Source organism: Streptomyces sp. ICBB 8177 (assembly GCF_003144095.1).
Lineage (GTDB): Bacteria > Actinomycetota > Actinomycetes > Streptomycetales > Streptomycetaceae > Streptantibioticus_D.
This window is the reverse complement of sequence record NZ_NSKH01000023.1, coordinates 777,056-794,904: the sequence shown is the minus strand read 5'-3', so window position 1 is coordinate 794,904 and position 17,849 is coordinate 777,056. Positions and strand designations below refer to the sequence as shown.

14 protein-coding genes are annotated in these 17,849 nt (G+C 74.5%); 8 read left to right on the top strand and 6 right to left on the bottom strand.

Going from position 1 to position 17,849, the window contains the following annotated elements; translation table 11 throughout:
• The first annotated feature begins 134 nt into the window (after positions 1-134).
• The 3 genes from hmgA (at position 135) to CK485_RS23865 (ending at position 3,633) form a co-directional block, all read left to right on the top strand.
• On the top strand, positions 135-1,487 hold the full coding sequence (hmgA, locus tag CK485_RS23875; protein WP_109453896.1) for a homogentisate 1,2-dioxygenase: 1,353 nt from the start codon (positions 135-137) through the stop codon (positions 1,485-1,487).
• 43 nt (positions 1,488-1,530) lie between these two features.
• Positions 1,531-2,277 (top strand): GntR family transcriptional regulator, encoded by a 747-nt coding sequence (locus CK485_RS23870; RefSeq protein WP_109453895.1) that lies wholly within the window; start codon positions 1,531-1,533, stop codon positions 2,275-2,277.
• 93 nt (positions 2,278-2,370) lie between these two features.
• Positions 2,371-3,633, top strand: a complete 1,263-nt coding sequence (locus CK485_RS23865; RefSeq protein WP_342673499.1) for a type ISP restriction/modification enzyme — start codon at positions 2,371-2,373, stop codon at positions 3,631-3,633.
• Between the two features lie 208 nt (positions 3,634-3,841).
• On the opposite strand, the gene CK485_RS23860 is transcribed toward CK485_RS23865, so the two are convergent.
• Positions 3,842-4,102, bottom strand: coding sequence for a hypothetical protein (locus tag CK485_RS23860; protein WP_109453893.1), 261 nt, complete (start codon positions 4,100-4,102; stop codon positions 3,842-3,844).
• Between the two features lie 349 nt (positions 4,103-4,451).
• On the opposite strand from CK485_RS23860, the gene CK485_RS23855 reads away from it, so the two are divergent.
• The 5 genes from CK485_RS23855 (at position 4,452) to CK485_RS23835 (ending at position 11,802) form a co-directional block, all read left to right on the top strand.
• On the top strand, positions 4,452-4,853 hold the full coding sequence (locus tag CK485_RS23855) for a hypothetical protein (protein ID WP_199239488.1): 402 nt from the start codon (positions 4,452-4,454) through the stop codon (positions 4,851-4,853).
• Between the two features lie 533 nt (positions 4,854-5,386).
• Complete coding sequence (locus CK485_RS23850; protein ID WP_109453892.1) at positions 5,387-6,265, top strand: glycosyltransferase family 2 protein; 879 nt, start codon at positions 5,387-5,389, stop codon at positions 6,263-6,265.
• Between the two features lie 5 nt (positions 6,266-6,270).
• Positions 6,271-7,314, top strand: a complete 1,044-nt coding sequence (locus CK485_RS23845) for a glycosyltransferase family 2 protein (RefSeq protein WP_109454385.1) — start codon at positions 6,271-6,273, stop codon at positions 7,312-7,314.
• Positions 7,315-7,355: 41 nt separating this feature from the next.
• Positions 7,356-8,135: a polysaccharide deacetylase family protein gene (locus CK485_RS23840; protein WP_109454384.1), complete on the top strand. Its 780-nt coding sequence runs from the start codon at positions 7,356-7,358 to the stop codon at positions 8,133-8,135.
• Between the two features lie 175 nt (positions 8,136-8,310).
• Positions 8,311-11,802, top strand: a complete 3,492-nt coding sequence (locus tag CK485_RS23835; protein ID WP_241968605.1) for a lipopolysaccharide biosynthesis protein — start codon at positions 8,311-8,313, stop codon at positions 11,800-11,802.
• Between the two features lie 27 nt (positions 11,803-11,829).
• On the opposite strand, the gene CK485_RS23830 is transcribed toward CK485_RS23835, so the two are convergent.
• The 5 genes from CK485_RS23830 to CK485_RS23810 form a co-directional block, all read right to left on the bottom strand.
• Complete coding sequence (locus tag CK485_RS23830) at positions 11,830-13,239, bottom strand: xylan 1,4-beta-xylosidase (protein WP_241968558.1); 1,410 nt, start codon at positions 13,237-13,239, stop codon at positions 11,830-11,832.
• Between the two features lie 195 nt (positions 13,240-13,434).
• Positions 13,435-13,821, bottom strand: coding sequence for a GntR family transcriptional regulator (locus tag CK485_RS23825; RefSeq protein ID WP_109453890.1), 387 nt, complete (start codon positions 13,819-13,821; stop codon positions 13,435-13,437).
• A complete protein-coding gene (locus tag CK485_RS23820; protein ID WP_109453889.1) occupies positions 13,818-14,996 on the bottom strand; it encodes a methyltransferase domain-containing protein in 1,179 nt (392 codons plus the stop codon). The genes CK485_RS23825 and CK485_RS23820 overlap by 4 nt, the downstream gene beginning before the upstream one ends.
• Before the next feature lie 89 nt (positions 14,997-15,085).
• A complete protein-coding gene (locus tag CK485_RS23815; RefSeq protein ID WP_109453888.1) occupies positions 15,086-16,672 on the bottom strand; it encodes a carboxyl transferase domain-containing protein in 1,587 nt (528 codons plus the stop codon).
• A gap of 132 nt (positions 16,673-16,804) precedes the next feature.
• On the bottom strand, positions 16,805-17,677 hold the full coding sequence (locus CK485_RS23810) for an alpha/beta fold hydrolase (RefSeq protein WP_109453887.1): 873 nt from the start codon (positions 17,675-17,677) through the stop codon (positions 16,805-16,807).
• Between the last annotated feature and the right edge of the window lie 172 nt (positions 17,678-17,849).

Below are 17,849 nucleotides of genomic sequence, written 5' to 3'. Positions count from 1 at the left end.
CCGCGCGAGCGCGGGCCGTACGTCGCTCACGAGGAGCCCGGGGCGGGCGATTGACGGACCCCCGCCGCAATCCTATGGTCGGGCATAGGATTCCCCGGCCTCGGGGAGCGGACGACGGACACCGGGAGCGGGCGATGAGCACGACGCACAGCGCGGGCAGCGGCGCGGGCGGCACCGAGGCGGCGCGCAAGACGGCGGGCGCCCTCACGTACTCCAGCGGCTTCGGCAACGAGCACGTCAGCGAGGCCGTCCCCGGCGCCCTGCCGGTCGGGTGCAACTCGCCGCAGCGCGCGCCCCTCGGCCTGTACGCGGAGCAGCTGTCGGGCACCGCGTTCACCGAGCCGCGCCACCACAACCGGCGCAGCTGGCTCTACCGGGTCCGGCCCTCCGCCGCGCACCCGCCGTTCCACCGGATCGACAACAAGCGGCTGCGCAGCGCGCCGTTCACCGAGGTCGAGCCGGACCCGAACCGGCTGCGCTGGAGCCCGCTGCCGGTGCCCGCCGAGCCCACCGACTTCCTCGACGGCCTGGTCACCGTGGGCGGCAACGGCGACGTCCTCCAGCGCACCGGCATGGCCGTCCACTGGTACGTGGCCAACCGCTCGATGAGCGACCGCGTCTTCTCCGACGCCGACGGCGAGCTGCTGATCGTCCCCGAGCGCGGTGGGCTGCTGCTGCGCACCGAACTCGGCATGCTGGCCTGCGAACCGGGTCACGTCGCGCTGATCCCGCGCGGGGTGCGCTTCCGCGTCGAGCTGCTGACCGCCGAGGCGCGCGGCTACGTCTGCGAGAACTACGGCGCGCCCTTCCGGCTGCCCGACCTCGGCCCGATCGGCGCCAACGGGCTGGCCAACGCCCGCGACTTCCAGGCCCCGGTCGCCGCGTACGACGAGGACCTGGACCGCGCGACGGAGGTGGTCAACAAGTTCGGCGGCAACCTGTGGGCGGCCGAGTACGGCCACTCGCCGCTGGACGTCGTGGCCTGGCACGGCAACCACGTGCCGTACGTCTACGACCTGCGGCGCTTCAACGTCATCGGGACCATCTCCTACGACCACCCGGACCCGTCGATCTTCACCGTCCTGACCTCGCCGAGCGACACCCCGGGACTCGCGGGCGTGGACTTCGTGGTGTTCGCGCCGCGCTGGCTGGTGGGCGAGGACACCTTCCGGCCGCCGTACTTCCACCGCAACGTGATGAGCGAGTTCATGGGCCTGGTGGAGGGCGCGTACGACGCCAAGGCCGAGGGCTTCGTGCCCGGCGGCGCCTCGCTGCACAACATGATGTCGGCGCACGGGCCGGACCGGGAGACCTTCGACCGGGCGAGCGCGGCGGAGCTGAGGCCCCAACGGGTGGACGACGGGCTGGCGTTCATGTTCGAGACCCGCTGGCCGGTGGTGCCGACCGCGCAGGCGATGACGGCGGACCACCGTCAGGACGGCTACGACGCGGTGTGGCAGGGTCTTGAGCGGCACTTCGACGTCTGACGCGCCCCGCCCCGGCGTCCGACCTCTCCGACCGGAGCCCGACGTGAACGCCTTCACCCCCGACCCGCTGACCCTCAACCGCAGACTCCCGCTGTGGTACCAGGTGTCGCAGTCGTTGCGCGCCTCGATACTCGGCCGGCACGCGGACGCCCCGCTGCGGCTGCCGACCGAGGAGGACCTCGCGGCGCACTACGGGATCAGCGTGCTGACCATGCGGCAGGCCCTGAAGTCCCTGGAGGAGGAAGGGCTGATCAGCAGGCACCGCAGGCGGGGGACGTTCATCGAGCCGGGGGCGGGCCGGGCGGCGCCGGTGCGGCTGCTGGGCTCGGTCGACGCGATCGTGGCCCAGCAGTCCGGCCAGCGCGCCACGCTGCTGGACCACGGGCCGGTCCCGGTGCCGCCGGAGCTGGCCGAGCACTTCCCCGGCGGCGCCGAGGTGGTCGCGTTCCGCAGGCTGCGCCGCGACGAGGAGGGTACGCCGACCAACTGGGCCCACAACCACGTGCTGGCGCGGCTCGGCGAGCGCGTCGACCCGGCCGACCTGGAGCACTGGCCTATGACCAAGGTGCTGCGGGACCGGCTGGGGGTGCGCATCAGCCGCAACACCGAGACGGTCGAGGCCCGGCTCGCCGACCCGCGCACCGCGGAACTGCTCGCGGTGCCGCTGCTCAGCCCGATCCTGCACTACACGGGCGTCACCTACGACGAGGACGGCCGGGTGGTGGACGTCGCCCGCATCCACTACCGCGGCGACCGGTTCGCGTTCTCGGTGACGATGGAGGCGCGGTGAGACCGCGCGAGGCCCGAGGGCTCCGCGCGTACGGTGCGCGGCCTTGCCCGGCGCGTCGTGCGGGTGCCGGGCCGCTCGCATAGCATGCGGCCGGTGAGTGACGAGGCGGTGAGTGACGAAGCGGTCGCGCTCGCGGAGCTGATGCCCTGGTCCAGCGCCCCGGTCAGGCCCGGCCGGGAGTGGGTGACGGCGCCCGATCCGCGGTCGCTGAAGGCGCGGTGGGAGGCGTTGCTGCGTGCCGGTGGTGAGCCGGAGCGCGCGGCGTTGTTCGGTGAGACCCGCTCGCGCACCCTGCGCTCCCGCGTGCCCCAGCTGCCGGGGCAGACCGCGCCGACCGTCCCGCTGGCCAGGGCCGACGAACCGTGCCCGGCGCCGGTCCCCGTGCTCTTCGGCCCGTACGACCAGCGGTGGCTGATCCCGGACCACCGCGTCCTCGACGCCGCCCGGCCCGAGCTGTGGCGGGTCGCCGACGACGAGCAGCTCTTCGTCGTCGAGGCCGCCGACCCCGAGGCGGCGGACGAACAGGTCACCGTGACCGGAGTGCTGCCGCTGGCACGCGGTGGCCGGATACGTCCGCTGTACCGGCGACCCGGCGGCGTGGAGCCCAACGTCGTGCCGGGGCTGCTGCCGATGCTGTCCGACCGGTACGGCAGCCCGGTGGGCGCCGGGGAACTGGTCGCGTGGATCGCCGCCGCCGCGGAGACCGGGCCGCGCGGCGACCGCGTGGTGCCGCTGCCGGGGAATCCCGAAATGTGGCGCGAGGGCGTGGAGTTGGGCCGCGAGGCGCTGCGGTTGCGGCCCGGGCCGCCGGGCGGCATGGAACGGCCCAGGCTGCCGGGCGGGCGGCGCCCCTACGTCCGCGCGGCGATCCCGGTCCGCCCGGCCGGGCTGCGGTACGAGGCCGAGGACGAGGCGTTGCTGCTGCTCGGCGTCGACGGGAGCGAGGGGCGCATCGCACCGGTGGCGCGCGAGGTGTGGGAGTCGCGGGCGGGCGGCACGGGGGTGCTGGAGAGTTGGTTCGCGGGCCGGGCGGTCGGGGCGAGCGGTGCCGTTGGCGATGGCCGCGGCGCGTCCGGTGCCTCGGTCGGCGAAGGGCTCGCCGCGATCGGGCCCGCCGGGTGGTCCCGGGAGTGGACGTCCGCGCTGCTTGAGCTGGTCACCGTGCTGACGCTGGCGGCGGGTCTGCGACCGCGCCGCAGGGCGTTCGCGGAGCGGCTGCGGCGGGACCCTCACCGCATCGGGACGCGGGCGCTGACGGCGGCCGGGGTGCTTCCGGTGCCGCCCGCGGCGCGGCGTCCGGCCTCGGTGCTCGACCATCACGAGGAGGGGCCGGACGGCCAGTTCGCGCTGGTGTGACGGCGTCCGGAGTGCGGATCACGCCGGTGATGCGGGCGGTGCGGGCCGGGTGGAGCGATGCGTGCCGCCGGTTTCGCGGGGGTGCGCGGGAGCGGGTGCGCCGGGTCGGACCGAAGGGCGCTCGGCCTCATCGGTCCGGCCGGCGGACGGGCCGGCGGCTACGCGGGGTGCGCGCGGGAGACGCGACGAACGGGGTGTGCGCGACGCGTCAGTGGCGGCTGCCGAAGAGCGAACGACGGAGCCTGCGCAGCGGCGCGAAGAGCGAGACCCGGGCGCCGCGGTTCTCGCGGACGTGGCCGGTGTCGCGCGCGGTCAGCTCCCGCATCAGCAGGGTCGCGTCGGCGGACTCGCCCCGCGGTATGGCGGGGCCGCCCAGGACCGCGAGATGGCGGTCGAGGCGGGCGCTGGTCGCACCGCTCCCGCAGTTGATGGCAGGCACACGTGGCCTGCTGCGCACTATCTGTTCCATTGCTACTCCCCACCCGTACGAGACACCCGGCCCGGGCAGCGTAACCCTATCGCCCTCGCGCGTCACCCGCGCATTCGCGGGCGCCGATTCACCTTCCGCGCAAGGGTGTTGACGCGCGCCTGTACGCATCACCACGCGCCCGCGAGGCACGCGGACCGTGAGGACGGGCTGCGAGGACGGGCCTGGGCAGGGCACCGCGCCCGGCGGCGGGCCAGGTGCCGCGAGCGCCCTCGTAGCACATCGCGGGCCGGGGGACGGGGCTTTCCCGGACTCCTTGACGGCCCGGCGCGGGTGGCGCGACATTGAACTCCTGCCGGGCATCCGGCACTTGTGGGGGGCATCGTCGCGAATGTATCCGATCACCAGGGAATCGCTGCCGTTGCTGGCCGGTGCCGCCGTGGGCACCGGAGGGGTCGGCGCGGCACTCGTTCTGGCGAACATCCAGTCGCCGCTGCGCGCGCCGTTCACCTTCTTCTTCCTCGTCGCCGCGCCGGGCGCCGCGCTCGCCTCGACCCTGCCCGGCCTCGACCCGCTGAGCAGGACCGTGGTGGCGGCGGCCGGGTCGCTCGTGGTCGACCTGCTCGTCGCCCAACTGCTGCTGATGCTGCGGATGTGGTCGATCCGGGGCGGCGTGGCGGGGGTCGCCGTGATCAGCGCCGTGCTGTTCCTGCTGCCGCTGGTGCGGCACGGCTACGCCCGCGCGGCGGGGAAACGGGCCGCCTCGGGCGGCCGGGCGGGACGGGCCTCCTGACGCGAGGCCCGCGCACGTGCCGTTCCGGCGGACGACCGTTTCCTTCATATCGCTGATCAGCAATCCCCGGCATCGGTAAGGGCTCGAACCGTTCCTTTCAAGATCGGTCATCGATTCATGATCGGATTTCGCATCCGAACAGAGAATCAAGGGGTCGTTTCAGCCAAACGCCATTCACCCTCGCGGGTCTTGCCATAGAGTCGCATCCATCAATACCGTCGTACATCCGCCCGCACCGTCCCATCATGCAAGTGACCTTCGGGAGGGGCTCGTTGGGTCACGCTGGAGCGAGTGCGGGGCGCGGTAGGGGGGTGCCGTGCCCGGCCGGTTTCCGTATGTGCCGGGTCGCGTACCGCGCGGCGAGAAGCAGACGCCGACTCGCCGGGCCGGCAAGGCGTCGGGCCGACCCATGGCCGGAATTCGCCATGGGAAATCCCGCGATCAGGCCCGCCGAGAACCCCCTTTCGAACCGGACACACCATGAGGACCGCCCGGGGGGCGGGCGGTCCGCGGGACGAGAGGGAAAACGCACCATGAGTTCCTTTGTCCATCCGGCCATGCCCAGGCCGTCGTCCAATAGCGATCCGACGCAGCACGCATCCCCCACGGCGGTCGCCGGCGTCCGTATTCCGGACCGATTTCCGAGCTTCCCCGACAGATTCCGCGCGATTTCCTCGCACTTGGCGATCGCCCCGCCGGTCAGCGTGGTCATTCCCGCGATGAACGAGGCCGAGAACCTGCCGCACGTCTTCGCCACCCTGCCGCCCTGGATACACGAGGTCGTCCTGGTCGACGGGCACTCCACCGACGAGACCGTGAAGGTGGCCCGCGAACTGCGGCCGGACGTACGGGTGGTCGAACAGCGGGGCCGGGGCAAGGGCGACGCGTTGATCAGCGGATTCGAGGCGGCCACCGGCGAGATCATCGTGATGGTCGACGCCGACGGCTCGGCGGACGGCAACGAGATCGTCTCCTACGTCTCCGCGCTGGTCTCCGGCGCCGACTTCGCCAAGGGCTCGCGGTTCGCCAACGGCGGCGGCACCGACGACATGACGTTCGTCCGCAAGCTCGGCAACCGGGTGCTGTGCGCGCTGGTCAACGCCAAGTTCGGCGCCCGCTACACCGACCTGTGCTACGGCTACAACGCGTTCTGGCGGCACTGCCTGGAGCAGATCGCCCTGGACTGCGCCGGGTTCGAGGTGGAGACCCTGATGAACATACGGGTCGTCACCGCGGGTCTGCGGGTGCAGGAGATACCCAGCCACGAGCACCTGCGCATCCACGGCGCGAGCAACCTGCGGGCGGTGCGCGACGGGCTGCGCGTGCTGAAGGTGATCCTGCGCGAGCGCCGGGCCCGCCGGACCGGACCGCGCGCGGCGCTCGCCGCGGCGAACCTCGGGGAGGGCGCGTGACGCGGATGACCGTCTCCGTGGTCATCTGCGCGTACACCGAGGACCGCTGGGGCGACGTGCTCGCCGCGGTGGCCTCGGTGCGCGCGCAACGCCTGCCCGCCGCCGCGACGTTGCTCGTGGTGGACCACAATCCGGCGCTGCTGTCCCGGCTGAGCGCGCACTACGCGGCGGACGCGGACGTGATCGTGCTGCCCAACGCGGGCGCCCGGGGCCTGTCGGCGGGCCGCAACACCGGCATCGCGGCCTCCCGCGGCGAGGTGGTCGCGTTCCTCGACGACGACGCGGTCGCCGAGCCGGACTGGCTGGAGCACTTCGCCGACGCCTACCGCGACCCGCGGGTGATGGCGGTCGGTGGCCGGACCCTGCCGAGGTGGGACGCGGGGCACCGCCCTGCGTGGTTCCCGCGCGAGTTCGACTGGGTCGTCGGCTGCGCCTACCTGGGCCTGCCGGAAGGCCGCGCCGAGGTGCGCAACGTGCTGGGCGGCAACGCCTCGTTCCGCCGCGCCGCCTTCGACGCGGTCGGCGGCTTCGCGACCGGCATCGGCCGGGACGGCGACCGCAGGCCCCTGGGCTGCGAGGAGACCGAGCTGTGCATCCGGCTGCGGCACGCCCTGCCGGACGCGGTGCTGCTGCTGGAGAACCGGGCCGTGATCCACCACCGGGTCCCGGCGGCCCGGCAGCGGTTCGGCTACTTCAGGACCCGCTGCTACGCGGAGGGGCTGTCGAAGGCCCTGGTCACCCGCAGCGTCGGCGCGCGGGACGGCCTCGCCAGCGAACGCCGTTACACGACGCGGGTGCTGCCCGCGGGGGCGCTGCGCGGGGTGCGGGACGCGCTGCTCGGGCGCCGTGGCGGTGCGGGCCGGGCGGCGGCCATCGTGGCGGGCCTGGCGACGACCGCGGCCGGGTACGCGGTCGGCCGCCTGCGTTCGCGCGGCGCCGCGTCGCCGTTCACGGTCGCGCCCACCGCCGCCGCCTGCGGGCCCGTGCCGGAGCCCGTGGCCGAGGCGGTTCGCGAGCCGGTTCCCGAGGCGGGAGAGGTGGTGGCGTGAGCCGGGCGACGGGGGACGGCGCGCCGGCGGTGCCGATCCTGATGTACCACGCGGTGTCCGACGACCCGGCGCGGGCCGCGCTGGGTCTGTCGGTGACCCCGGCCGCGTTCGCCGAGCAGATGGACGTGCTGGCGGCGCGGGGCCGCACCCCGCTCAGCACGCGGGAGTTGGCGTACCGCTGGCGGCTGGACCGCCCGCTGCCCGCCCGGCCGGTGCTGATCACCTTCGACGACGGTTACGAGGGCGTGCACCGGCACGCCCTGCCGGTGCTGAGGGGCCACGGCTTCGCGGCGACCCTCTTCGTCACGACCGGCTGGCTGCGCGGCCGCGGCCTGCCGGACCTGGCGGGCTCGGCACCGGACCGCACGCTCGGCTGGGACCAGGTGCGCGAACTGGCCGCCGCGGGCGTGGAGATCGGCGGCCACAGCCACAGCCATCCGCAGCTCGACCAGCTCGGCGACGAGGCGCTGTGGTTCGAGGTGCTGCGCTGCAAGGAGATCCTCGCGGAGGAACTCGGCGCTCCTCCTGTGTCGTTCGCGTATCCGTACGGCTACTCCAGCCGCCGGGTACGGCGTACGGTACGGGGCGCGTACGCGATCTCGCTCGCGGTCGGCAACGACCTGGCCCGGCGCCGGCAGGGCCCGTACGCGCTGCGGCGGGTGACCGTGCGCCGGGGCACGGACACCGAGGAGTTCGAACGGCTGCTGGAGGGCCGGGCGATCGGCCGGAACTTCGCCAAGGACCGGCTGCTGACCGGGGGTTACGCCATGGTGCGCGGATCCCGCCGAGCCCTGCGGAAGGTGTCACGAGCCCGTGTCTGAGACGACCACCACCACCTCGCAGCCGCTGCGGCCGCCGGTCCCGGGCGAACCGGCCGGGCGACGGGCCCGGTTGCGGCTGCCGGGGCGGCGCGCCGACGCGGGCGGCGGGCGCGGGGCACGGGGCGGTGGACGCGGCGGCGGGCGGGACCCACTGCTGCGCAACGCGTACGCGCTGATGCTCAACACCGGGGTCTCGGCCGTGCTGGGGCTCGGCTACTGGCTGGTCGCGGCCCGCTACTACGCGCCCGAGGCGGTCGGGCAGGGCTCGGCGGCGATCGCGGCGATGAAGTTCCTGGCCGGGATCACGGCGGTGACGCTGACCGGCGCGCTGGCCAGGTTCATCCCGGTCTCCGGGCGGCGCACCGGGCGGATGGTGGCGACGACCTATCTGGCCAGTTCTGCCGTGGTGGCGCTGGCCGCCATGGTCTTCCTGCTCACGCTGCGGCTGTGGGGGCCCTCCTACCACTTCCTGCACGGGCCGCTGCCGGGGCTGGCGTTCGTCGGCGCGGTGGTCGCCTGGTCGGTGATGACGCTCCAGGACGGGGTGCTCACCGGGCTGCGCAGCGCGGTGTGGGTGCCGGTGGGCAACACGGTGTTCTCCACCGGCAAGCTGGTGCTGCTGGTCGTGCTGGCCACCACGGTGCCGGTGACCGGCGTGTTCGTCTCGTGGGTGGCGGCCATCGCGCTGTCGGTGGTGCCGCTGGGCTGGCTGGTCTTCCGGCGGCTGGTGCCGCGCCACGTGGCGGCGACCGAGCAACGGGCGCAGCCGCCCACCGGGCGGGAGGTCGGCCGCTTCCTGGCCGGGGACTACACCGGCTCGCTCTTCTCGCTGGCCGTGGTCTACCTCGTTCCGGTGATCGTGGCCTCGCAGATCAGCTCCCGGCAGAACGCGTACTTCTACATCACCTCGACCATCGGCAGCACGGTCGACCTGCTGGCCATCAACATGGGCGCCTCACTCACCGTGGAGGGCGCGCACGACCCGTCGCGGATCGCGGACCACCTGCGGGCGGCGCTGCGCCGGATGGCCCGCATCATGATCCCGATCTGCATGTTCCTCGCGGTCTTCGCGCCGTACGTGCTGCGGGTGTTCGGGCCTGGGTACGCGTCGCAGGGGGCGCCGCTGCTGCGGTTCATGGTGACCGCGACGCTGACCCGGGTGCTGTTCGAGGCGTACTTCGGGGTGCTGCGCGCGCAGAGCAGGACCTCGCTGGTGGCGCTGTTGCAGGGTGCGTTGTGCGTGCTGGTGCTGGGGTCGACGCTGGCCCTGCTGCGGCCGCTGGGGATCGTCGGCGCGGGCGTGGCCGAGCTGTGCAGCCAGTGCGTGATCGCGGCGATCGCCTGCGTGGGGCTCGTGCGGATCCTGCGCGCGGCGCCCGCCGCGAAGGAGCGCGAACAGGCGCCGGGCGAAGGGGAGTCGGCGGCACGGGAGGCGGGGGCCGACGACGACACCCTGGTGCTGGGCACCGGTTGGGCGCGTTCCGGGATCGACCAGGACACCCTGGGGCTGGGTGTGCGACTGGACTTCGAGCACCAGGAGCGCCGCCCCTGCCTGCCGCTCGACGCGGGCGCGGAGCGGGCCGCCGCGCCCCCGGCCGCCCCGCCCGTCGTCGCGAGGGAGCCGAGGGAACCGAAGGAGCCGAAGGAGCCGAAGGAGCGGGTGCCGCTGCGGACGCGGCTGGCGCAGGCGGGCGGCTGGGCGGTGCTGCTGGCCGCGCTCGCGCTGTACTGGCTGCCGCTGCGCGGGATGGACGACGCCTCACTGGACCGGATGAACGGCCTGGGCCTGATCTCCGTCCTGCCGCACGCGACGCTCGCGGGCGCGGCGTTGCTCGTGGTCGCGTTCTGCTGGGGGCTCGGCCTGCGCGCGCCGCACCGGTGGCTGCTGCTGGCGGCGCTGCTGGCCACCGTGGTCTCGCTGCACGCGGTGCCCGCGGTACTGGAGGCGCAGCCGAGGTTCGCGACCGCCTGGCAGCACGCGGGCTTCGTCGAGTACATCGACCGCACCGGGCAGACTCGGCCCTACCTGGACGCCCGCTGGTCGTGGCCGGGGTTCTTCGCGGGCGTGGCGCTGGTGACGAAGGCGTGCGGGATCACCGACCTGACGCAGGTGCTGCGCTGGTGGCCGCTGGCCGTCGAACTCCTCTACCTGGCACCGCTGATGCTGCTGCTGCGGGCGGTGCGGGCGAACTGGCGGGCGAAGTGGTGCGCGGCGTGGTTGTTCGTGCTGTGCGGCTGGGTCGGGCAGGACTACTTCTCGCCGCAGTCCCTCAACGTCTTCTTCTACCTGGTGTTCGTGGCCGTGCTGCTGGTGTGGTTCCGCTCGCCGTCGGGCGACCCGGGCGGCAGGCGGCTGCCGGGTGAGGAGCCGGTGCCCGCGATCGGGCGCGAGGAGCGCGGGGTGCTGCTGGGCGTGGTGCTGGCGGTGTTCACCGCCTCCGTGGTCAGCCATCAGCTCACCCCCTTCGTGATGCTGGGCGCGGTGGCCGCGCTGGTGGTCTGGCGGCGCTGCGCGCTACGCGGGCTGCCGCTGCTGTGCGGGGTGCTGGTGACCGGCTGGGTGGGCTTCCTCGGCGAGGCGTACTGGTCCGGGCACTTCAACGAGTTGTTCGGCGGCCTGGGTTCACTGGGCGGCAACGTCACCTCCAGCGTCTCCGGCCGCATCAAGGGCGGCGACGACCTGCACCATGTGGTGCTGTACGCGCGGGTGCTGCTGGCCGCCGGGACGCTGGCGCTGGGCGGGTTCGGCCTGCTGCGCAGGCGGCGGGCGGGAATCAGCGACCGGTCGCTGCTGATCCTGTCGCTGGTGCCGTTCCTCGGCTTCGGGATGCAGTCGTACGGCGGCGAGATGGCGCTGCGGGTCTTCCTGTTCGCCTCGCCCGGCGCGGCGGTGCTGGCCGCGTTCGCGTTCTTCCCCCGGGTGCCCGCGGCGTCCGGCAGGCCGTGGCTGGGCACACTGGCGGCGCTGGTGGCGGGGCAGGTGCTGATCTTCGGCTTCCTGCTGGCGCGTTGGGGCAACGAGGGCTTCGAGCGGGTGCGCACCGGCGAGGTCGCGGCGATGGACTGGGTCTACGGCCACGACTCGCCGACCGCGCGGGTGCTGTGGCCGACCGAGGACACGGTCGACGACGTGACGCCCAATCTGCCGTGGAGCGCCAAGGACATGGACAAGGTGGTCTACCGCGGTGTGCTCGCCCCGGTGGACCCGGCGCGGGTGACCGGACTGGTGCAGGACCTGCGCGCCTCGGGCCCGGGGTCGTACCTGATGATCACGACCGGCACGGCGCAGTACCTGGTGCAGAACGCGGGCTACCCGGCCGACTGGCAACGTGCGGTGGTGGCCGCGCTGCGTGCCGATCCCCAGGTGCGCGAGGTGATGTCGGACCAGGACGCGGCCGTCTTCGCGATGGCGACGCCACCGGCGGGCGCGGTGCCGCTGCCGGCGATCGGCGGGATCGGTCCGGTGGTGACCTGGACGCCGTGGACGGTGGTGGGCGCGGTGGCGGGGGCGCTGCTGGTACTGGTGCTGGCGGCGCGCGAGGTGGCGCGGGTGATGGTGCCCGCCCGGCGGCGGATGCGGGCGATGTCGGTGTCGCTGCGGGTCTCGCTGGTGCTGCTCGCGGTGTTCCTGGCGGCGCTGGCGGACCGGTTCGTGACGCTGAGCTGAGCGCCCGGCCCTCGCGCGGGACGGTGATCAGGCGCCGGACGGCAGCCAGTTGACGCCGTACGCGGCCAGCGTGACCGTCGTGCCGCCGACGCGCGCGGTCAACTGGTGGCCGGTGGTGTTGACGGCGACGGTCGCGGTGCGGCCGGCGAGCGCCCGGACGCCCGCAGCGGCCACGGTGACCGGGCGCGCGGGGGCGCCGGGCGGGAAGGCTGCGGCGAAACGGCGCAGCAGGGTGAGCATGGGCTGCGCGGCGCCGCCGTCCGGGCCGCCTCCGGTGGCGTTCCACAGGCAGCCGGGGCAGTCGCCCTCCCGGGTCTCGGGGTTCCAGTAGAAGGCGGCTGCCGCCCCGCCCTCGACCAGTTCCATCATGGCGGCGGCCTGCACGGCCAGCAGCCGGCCGGCGGGCCAGGAGGCGTCGTCCGGCTTGACGTACCACTCGGCCCACCACACCGGCAGCCCGCCGCCGACCCGCCGCAGCCAGTCCCCGACCGCGGCGAACTTCCCCGTGGCGGTGAACGGACCGGGGTCGAGGGCGCCGTCGTGCGTGGTGCTGGCGCCGTCGACGACCAGGAAGTCGGCGCCCTTCTTGTGCGCGAGCCAGTAGTCGAGCGCGTCCACCACGCGCTGGTCGAGGCTGCCCCAGGGGCCGCGCACGGCGGAGGCGTCGGTCTTCTGGCCGGGGGCGACGCTGTCCATGTCCAGGTAGGGGCCGCCCACCAGGTCGTGCGGGGCGGCCTTCTTGACGGCCGCGTAGACCAGGTTGTAGAGCCGGGTGTAGTCCTGGTAGTCCCAGCGGTCGGCGCTCTCGTCCCAGAAGCCCTTGAACTCGTTCCACACCAGGAAGTGCGTGACGTCCGGGTAGCGGCGGGCGACCTTCGCGGCGAGCGCGGCGAAGTCCGCGTAGTGCGCGGGGTCGGGGGCCTGCTCCAGCTTCGACCAGTCGGTGGTGCCGGGTCTGCCGCCCTTCATCCAGTCCGGGGCGCAGCACAGCGTGAGCACGGGCGTGCCGCCGGTGGCGCGGATGAGGGCGACGCGGCTGTCGAGGTTGGTGAAGTCGTAGGCGCCGGGCGCCGGTTCGGGGTTGTCCGCGCCCCAGCCCATGATCGCCTGGTCCTGCGGGAGCGGCTGCGCGGCGATGGCGCGGGTGGCGGTGCGGTCGGCCGCGCCGGTGCCGTCGTCGGCGCTGAACTGGGTGTGGGTGAACCCGAACCCGAGGTCGGCGCTGGGCGGCCCCGGGGTGCCGGGGCTGCCGAAGACGCCGGGGGCCGGGGTGCCGTGGGTGACCTCGACGTCACCGTGCCCGCCGGGCAGGCCGAGGACGGCGAGGAGCGCGCCGAGGCACAGCAGGCAGGCGGCGAGCACGGCGGACGCCACCAGGACCCGGCGGCGTGCCGACCCGGGCCGGCCGGTGCGCGGGCCCTCATGACGCGCGATCACGCTCCGCACTCTAGGGGCGGGCGGCGTCCGTAACCGGCGCTTTCGGGGTACTCCCAGGAAGGGCCGGGGGCACGCCGGGCGCGCGCCGTCGGCGTGCCGCCAGCCCGCGCCCTCCCGGCCGTGGCGAACGTCAGCCCGCGCCCTCCCCCCTCGTGGTGAGCGTCAGCCCGTGCCTGCCTCTCCTCGTGGTGAGCGTCAGCCCTCCCCGTCCCGCTCGTACCGCGCGCGCAGCGCCTCCTCGATCGCGGCGAGCGCGTCCGCGCGGCTCAGGCCGAGGCGGTGCGCCTGCGTGGCGTAGGCCTCGGCGGCCTGCGCCGCGTGCCGGTGGGCTGCGTCGCCCGCGGCGGCCACGAACGTGCCGTGTCTGCCGCGGGTCTCGATCACGCCGTCCGCCTCCAGCGCGCGGTAGGCCTTGGCCACGGTGTTGGCGGCGAGGCCGAGTTCGGCGGCGAGGCCGCGTACCGTCGGCATCCGGTGGCCCACCGGCAGCTCGCCCGCCCGGGCGCCCTCGGCGACCTGGCGCCGCAGCTGCTCGAAGGGGGCGACGGACGACTCCGGATCGATGGTGATGCGCAGGCTCACGTACGGTCTCCCGCTGGCTCGGCGGACGGTGGCTCGGCGGACGGTATGCCGTGATCATTGTGCGGCAGGACGACCGCCCGGCCGGGGCCTACGGGGTCGTGGGCGATCGCGTCGCCCGGCCGGTGCCAGTGCAGGACGAAGCGGTCACCGGCGCGGTACGCGTCCAGGCCCGCCCTGCAGTACGCCACCATGTCGTCGGGCAGGGCGTCGAGCCGGTGCCAGCCGATGCCGGAGCACTTGTCCGGTTCGCGGTTGACCGGCTCGCCCCGCCAGTCGCGCGCCTCGAAGAACCAGCCGGTGCGCGGCGCGCCGTCGGGTGCCTTGTGCTGCATGACCAGGGCGGCCCGGACCGCCGCCGGGTCGATGACGACGCCCACCTCCTCGTACGCCTCGCGGATCACCGCCTCCCGGACGTCCTCGCCGTCCTCGACATGTCCGCTGGGCGCGTTGAGCAGTCCGTCCGCGTAACCGGTGCCCGATCTGCGGGCGAGCAGCACCTCGTCGCCCCGCCGCAGGATCAGGTGGACGTCGACGATCTCGGTGTGGCGGCGCGGCGGCGGCGGGTGCACGACGGCGACGTACCGCTCGTCGCGGACCGGGCGGCCCCACAACGCGCTGTCGTGGCCGAGCTGTTCGACGTGGGTACGGCCGCCGAGCGGGGCGGTCAGGGCGGCGAGGTCGTCGGCGGTCAGGCCCACCGGTGCGCTCTCGCCCCAGCGTCCCTCGACCAGCACCAGCCGGCCGCCCCGGCGCAGCAGCCGGGCCCAGCGGCGCAGCACCGCCGCCGGATCGGGCAGCGCCCACAGCACGTGCCGCACCAGCACCACGTCGAACGCGCCCTCGGCCAGCGGCGGCCGGGCGGCGTCGCCGAGCAGGACCCGGGCGCCGGTGCCGGCCAGCTTGGCGGCGGCCCGGGCGGTCATGCGCGGCGAGCGGTCGACCGCGACGACCCGGTGCCCGTCGCGCGTGGCGAGCAGGGCGAGGCTGCCGGTGCCGCAGCCCAGGTCGAGCACGGCGGAGGGCGCCTCGGGCAGCCAGCGTCTCAGTCGCCGGGCCCAGGCGTCCCGCACCGCCGGGTCGCGCAGTCCGTGATCCGGCTCGTCGTCGAAGGCGTCCGCCGCCGCGTCCCAGAAGGAGGCGTCCGCGGCGGGCGGGTCACCGCTGTCCTCAGTCATGATCCGATCCTCGCACCCACCACTGACAATCGCGCCGCGACCGTTCGCGGACCGCCGCGACGGTGACGGTGGCCCGCACGGCGGTCGGTTCAGCCCAGGCCGAGCGCGCGGTAGCGGGCGCGGCGGGCGGCCAGGCGCTCGTCGCGGTCGCGGGCGCGCAGGGCGGTCAGTTCGGCGCCGAGGGTCTCGCCGAGCAGGGCGAGGAAGGGCCGGGGATCGTCGGCCGCGTCCGGGGTCTCCTCCACGATCCGGTCCACCACGCGGTGGGCCAGCAGGTCGGCGGAGCGCACCCCTTGGCGTTCGGCGACCTCGTACGCGCGCTCGGTCGTCCGGTACAGGATCGCCGAGGCGCCCTCCGGGGGCAGCGGCGAGAGCCAGGCGTGCCGGGCGGCGAGCACCCGGTCGGCGGGGAGCAGGGCGAGCGCGCCGCCGCCCGCGCCCTGCCCGAGCAGCAGGCAGAGCGTGGGCGCCGGCAGCGTGACCAGGTCGGCCAGGCAGCGGGCGATCTCCCCGGCGAGGCCGCCTTCCTCGGCCTCGCGGGAGAGCGCGGCCCCGGCCGTGTCGATGACCGTCAGCAGCGGCAGGCCGAGTTCGGCGGCGACGCGCATGCCCCGACGGGCCTCACGCAGTCCCGCCGGACCCAGCGCGGGCGGCCGGGAGGCGCCCGGCCCGCTGTCGGCGGCTGCACCGCCGTCGGCGTCGCCGTCCGGCCGGTCGTGCCCGAGGACGACGCAGGGCGCGCCGCCGAACCGCGCCAGCGCCAGCAGCAGTCCGGGATCGCGCTCCCCCGCGCCGGTCCCGCTGAGCGGGGTGACGTCCGTGCCTGCGGTGCGCAACAGGGCGCGCAGGCCCGGGCGTTCGGGCCGCCGGGACCGCCGCAGCGATTCGGCGGTGTCCGCGCCGCCGTCCGTCCGGCCCGCCCCCGCGTCCGCCCCGGCACCCGCGTCGGCGCGACCCGTCCCGTCAACCTCCTTGGCAGTAGCCCCATGCGGAGCCCCGAGCCGCTCGCCGTCCTCCCCGCACAGCACCGCCAGGGCGCGGGCCGCGGCCGGGGCGAGGGCGTCGGGCGGCAGGACCGCGTCGACCAGGCCGTGCGCCAGCAGGTTCTCCGCGAGCTGGACGCCCTGGGGGAACTCCTCGCCGTACAACGCCTGGTGGACCCGGGGGCCGAGGAAGCCGATCAGGGCGCCCGGTTCGGCGGCGGTGAGGTGGCCGAGCGAGCCCCAGGAGGCGAGGACCCCGCCGGTGGTGGGGTGGCGCAGGTAGACCAGGTACGGCAGGCCCGCCGCCTTGTGGTCGGTGACGGCGGCGGCGACCTTGACCATCTGGAGAAAGGCGATCGTGCCCTCCTGCATGCGGGTTCCGCCGGAGGCGGGTGAGGCGAGCAGCGGCAGGCGTTCGCGGGTGGCGCGTTCGACCGCGCGGACCAGCCGCTCCCCCGCGTCCACGCCGATCGACCCGGCCAGGAACGCGAACTCGCAGGCGATCAGGGCGACCCGGCGGCCCCTGATCCGGCCCTCGCCGGTGACCACGGACTCGTCGAGTCCGGTGCGGGCGCGGGCGCGTTCGACGTCGGCGCGGTAGCCGGGGTCGCGCGGCAGGGTCGTCACCGGCTCGTCCCAGCGGTGCCAGGTTCCGGGGTCCACCACGGTCTGCAGCAGATCGAGTGCGGTCATGCGGTCAACCCTGTCACGATCACCTGGGGCCGCCGCTGACCGCCTCCGGTCGCTCCCGTCGCACGTGCGGGCCGTGCCGAAGTCCCGCCGCCACCGGGCCGGGTGGCGGCGGGGCCTGGGGCGCGCGGCGTCTCAGAGCGCCGAGGCGCAGGTGGTCGGGGTGGCGTGCGCGGGGTCGAGGGCGTCGGCGACCTCGTGGTAGGCGACGCGGTCGGTCAGCCCGATGGCGACGTGCTCGGACAGGTCGACCGGGCACAGCTCCTGGAGCAGCACGTTGTGCACGTCGGGTCCTGACAGGTACTCGGAGGTGTAGGGCGTGACCACCTCGTCGTACTGGGTGGCGATGACGGTGTAGTGGACGCCGGGCACGGTGTCACCGCCCGCGTTGAGCCGGGTGATGAACGGCGATCCGGCGACCTGGTCGGTGAGTCCGGGGGCGCCGGACTGGAGGAAGGAGGCGGCGCCGGGGAAGTAGGGCAGCAGCGCGGTCAGTCCGTCGAGTGTGGTGCCGTGGTTGTCGGGAGCGAGCCCGATGAGGGCGTCGGTCTTGGCGGCGCCGCCGAGGAACTTCAGGTAGTAGCGGGGCATCATGCCGCCCTGCGAGTGCCCGACGATGTCCACCTTGCTCGCGCCGGTGGCCGCGAGCACCTTGTCGACCTCGTCGGACAGTTGCTGCGCGGAGTCGGCGATGGGCCCGAGCCCGTCGAACAGCGTCTCGCCGGGCAGTTGCCCGTAGTCGAACGAGAAGACGCAGTAGCCGCGGTCCACCAGATAGGGCGCCAGCGCAAGGAAGTTGTCGGTCTCGTTGCCGAGGGTGCCGGGAACGAGCACGACGGGACGCGGGTGCGCCGAGGACGGTTTGCAGCCGTAGTCGTTCCAGCCGCTGGTCGTCGCTGCACTGGCCGGGGTGGGGGCGGCGACCAGTGCGGCGAGGGCGAGTGCGAACGCGGGCAGGAGCGCCGCCGCGCGGCGACGGTGTCTGCGCGCGGGTGCGGGCAGCTTCATGTGATCTCCTCGCAGGTCAGGGCATGCGAACAGAGGGGGCCTGTGATCCGGATCACAAGATTGCTACTTGCTGGAAAGTTACGGTCGGGTAGCGCCGCTGCCTAGTTACGTGTCGGTAAAGTCTTCGTCATCCAGCGGACATACAGTCCGACGTGAGCACGGCCGCCTTCCG

What these genes read in the sequence shown, in the direction of transcription:
- CK485_RS23835 (WP_241968605.1), top strand. Translation starts at nt 8,311, where the DNA reads ATGCTCAACACCGGGGTCTCGGCCGTGCTGGGGCTCGGCTACTGGCTG.
- CK485_RS23810 (WP_109453887.1), bottom strand. Translation starts at nt 17,677, where the DNA reads ATGAAGCTGCCCGCACCCGCGCGCAGACACCGTCGCCGCGCGGCGGCG.
- CK485_RS23840 (WP_109454384.1), top strand. Translation starts at nt 7,356, where the DNA reads ATGTACCACGCGGTGTCCGACGACCCGGCGCGGGCCGCGCTGGGTCTG.
- CK485_RS23850 (WP_109453892.1), top strand. Translation starts at nt 5,387, where the DNA reads ATGAGTTCCTTTGTCCATCCGGCCATGCCCAGGCCGTCGTCCAATAGC.
- CK485_RS23820 (WP_109453889.1), bottom strand. Translation starts at nt 14,996, where the DNA reads ATGACTGAGGACAGCGGTGACCCGCCCGCCGCGGACGCCTCCTTCTGG.
- CK485_RS23855 (WP_199239488.1), top strand. Translation starts at nt 4,452, where the DNA reads ATGTATCCGATCACCAGGGAATCGCTGCCGTTGCTGGCCGGTGCCGCC.
- CK485_RS23860 (WP_109453893.1), bottom strand. Translation starts at nt 4,102, where the DNA reads ATGGAACAGATAGTGCGCAGCAGGCCACGTGTGCCTGCCATCAACTGC.
- CK485_RS23815 (WP_109453888.1), bottom strand. Translation starts at nt 16,672, where the DNA reads ATGACCGCACTCGATCTGCTGCAGACCGTGGTGGACCCCGGAACCTGG.
- hmgA (WP_109453896.1), top strand. Translation starts at nt 135, where the DNA reads ATGAGCACGACGCACAGCGCGGGCAGCGGCGCGGGCGGCACCGAGGCG.
- CK485_RS23845 (WP_109454385.1), top strand. Translation starts at nt 6,271, where the DNA reads ATGACCGTCTCCGTGGTCATCTGCGCGTACACCGAGGACCGCTGGGGC.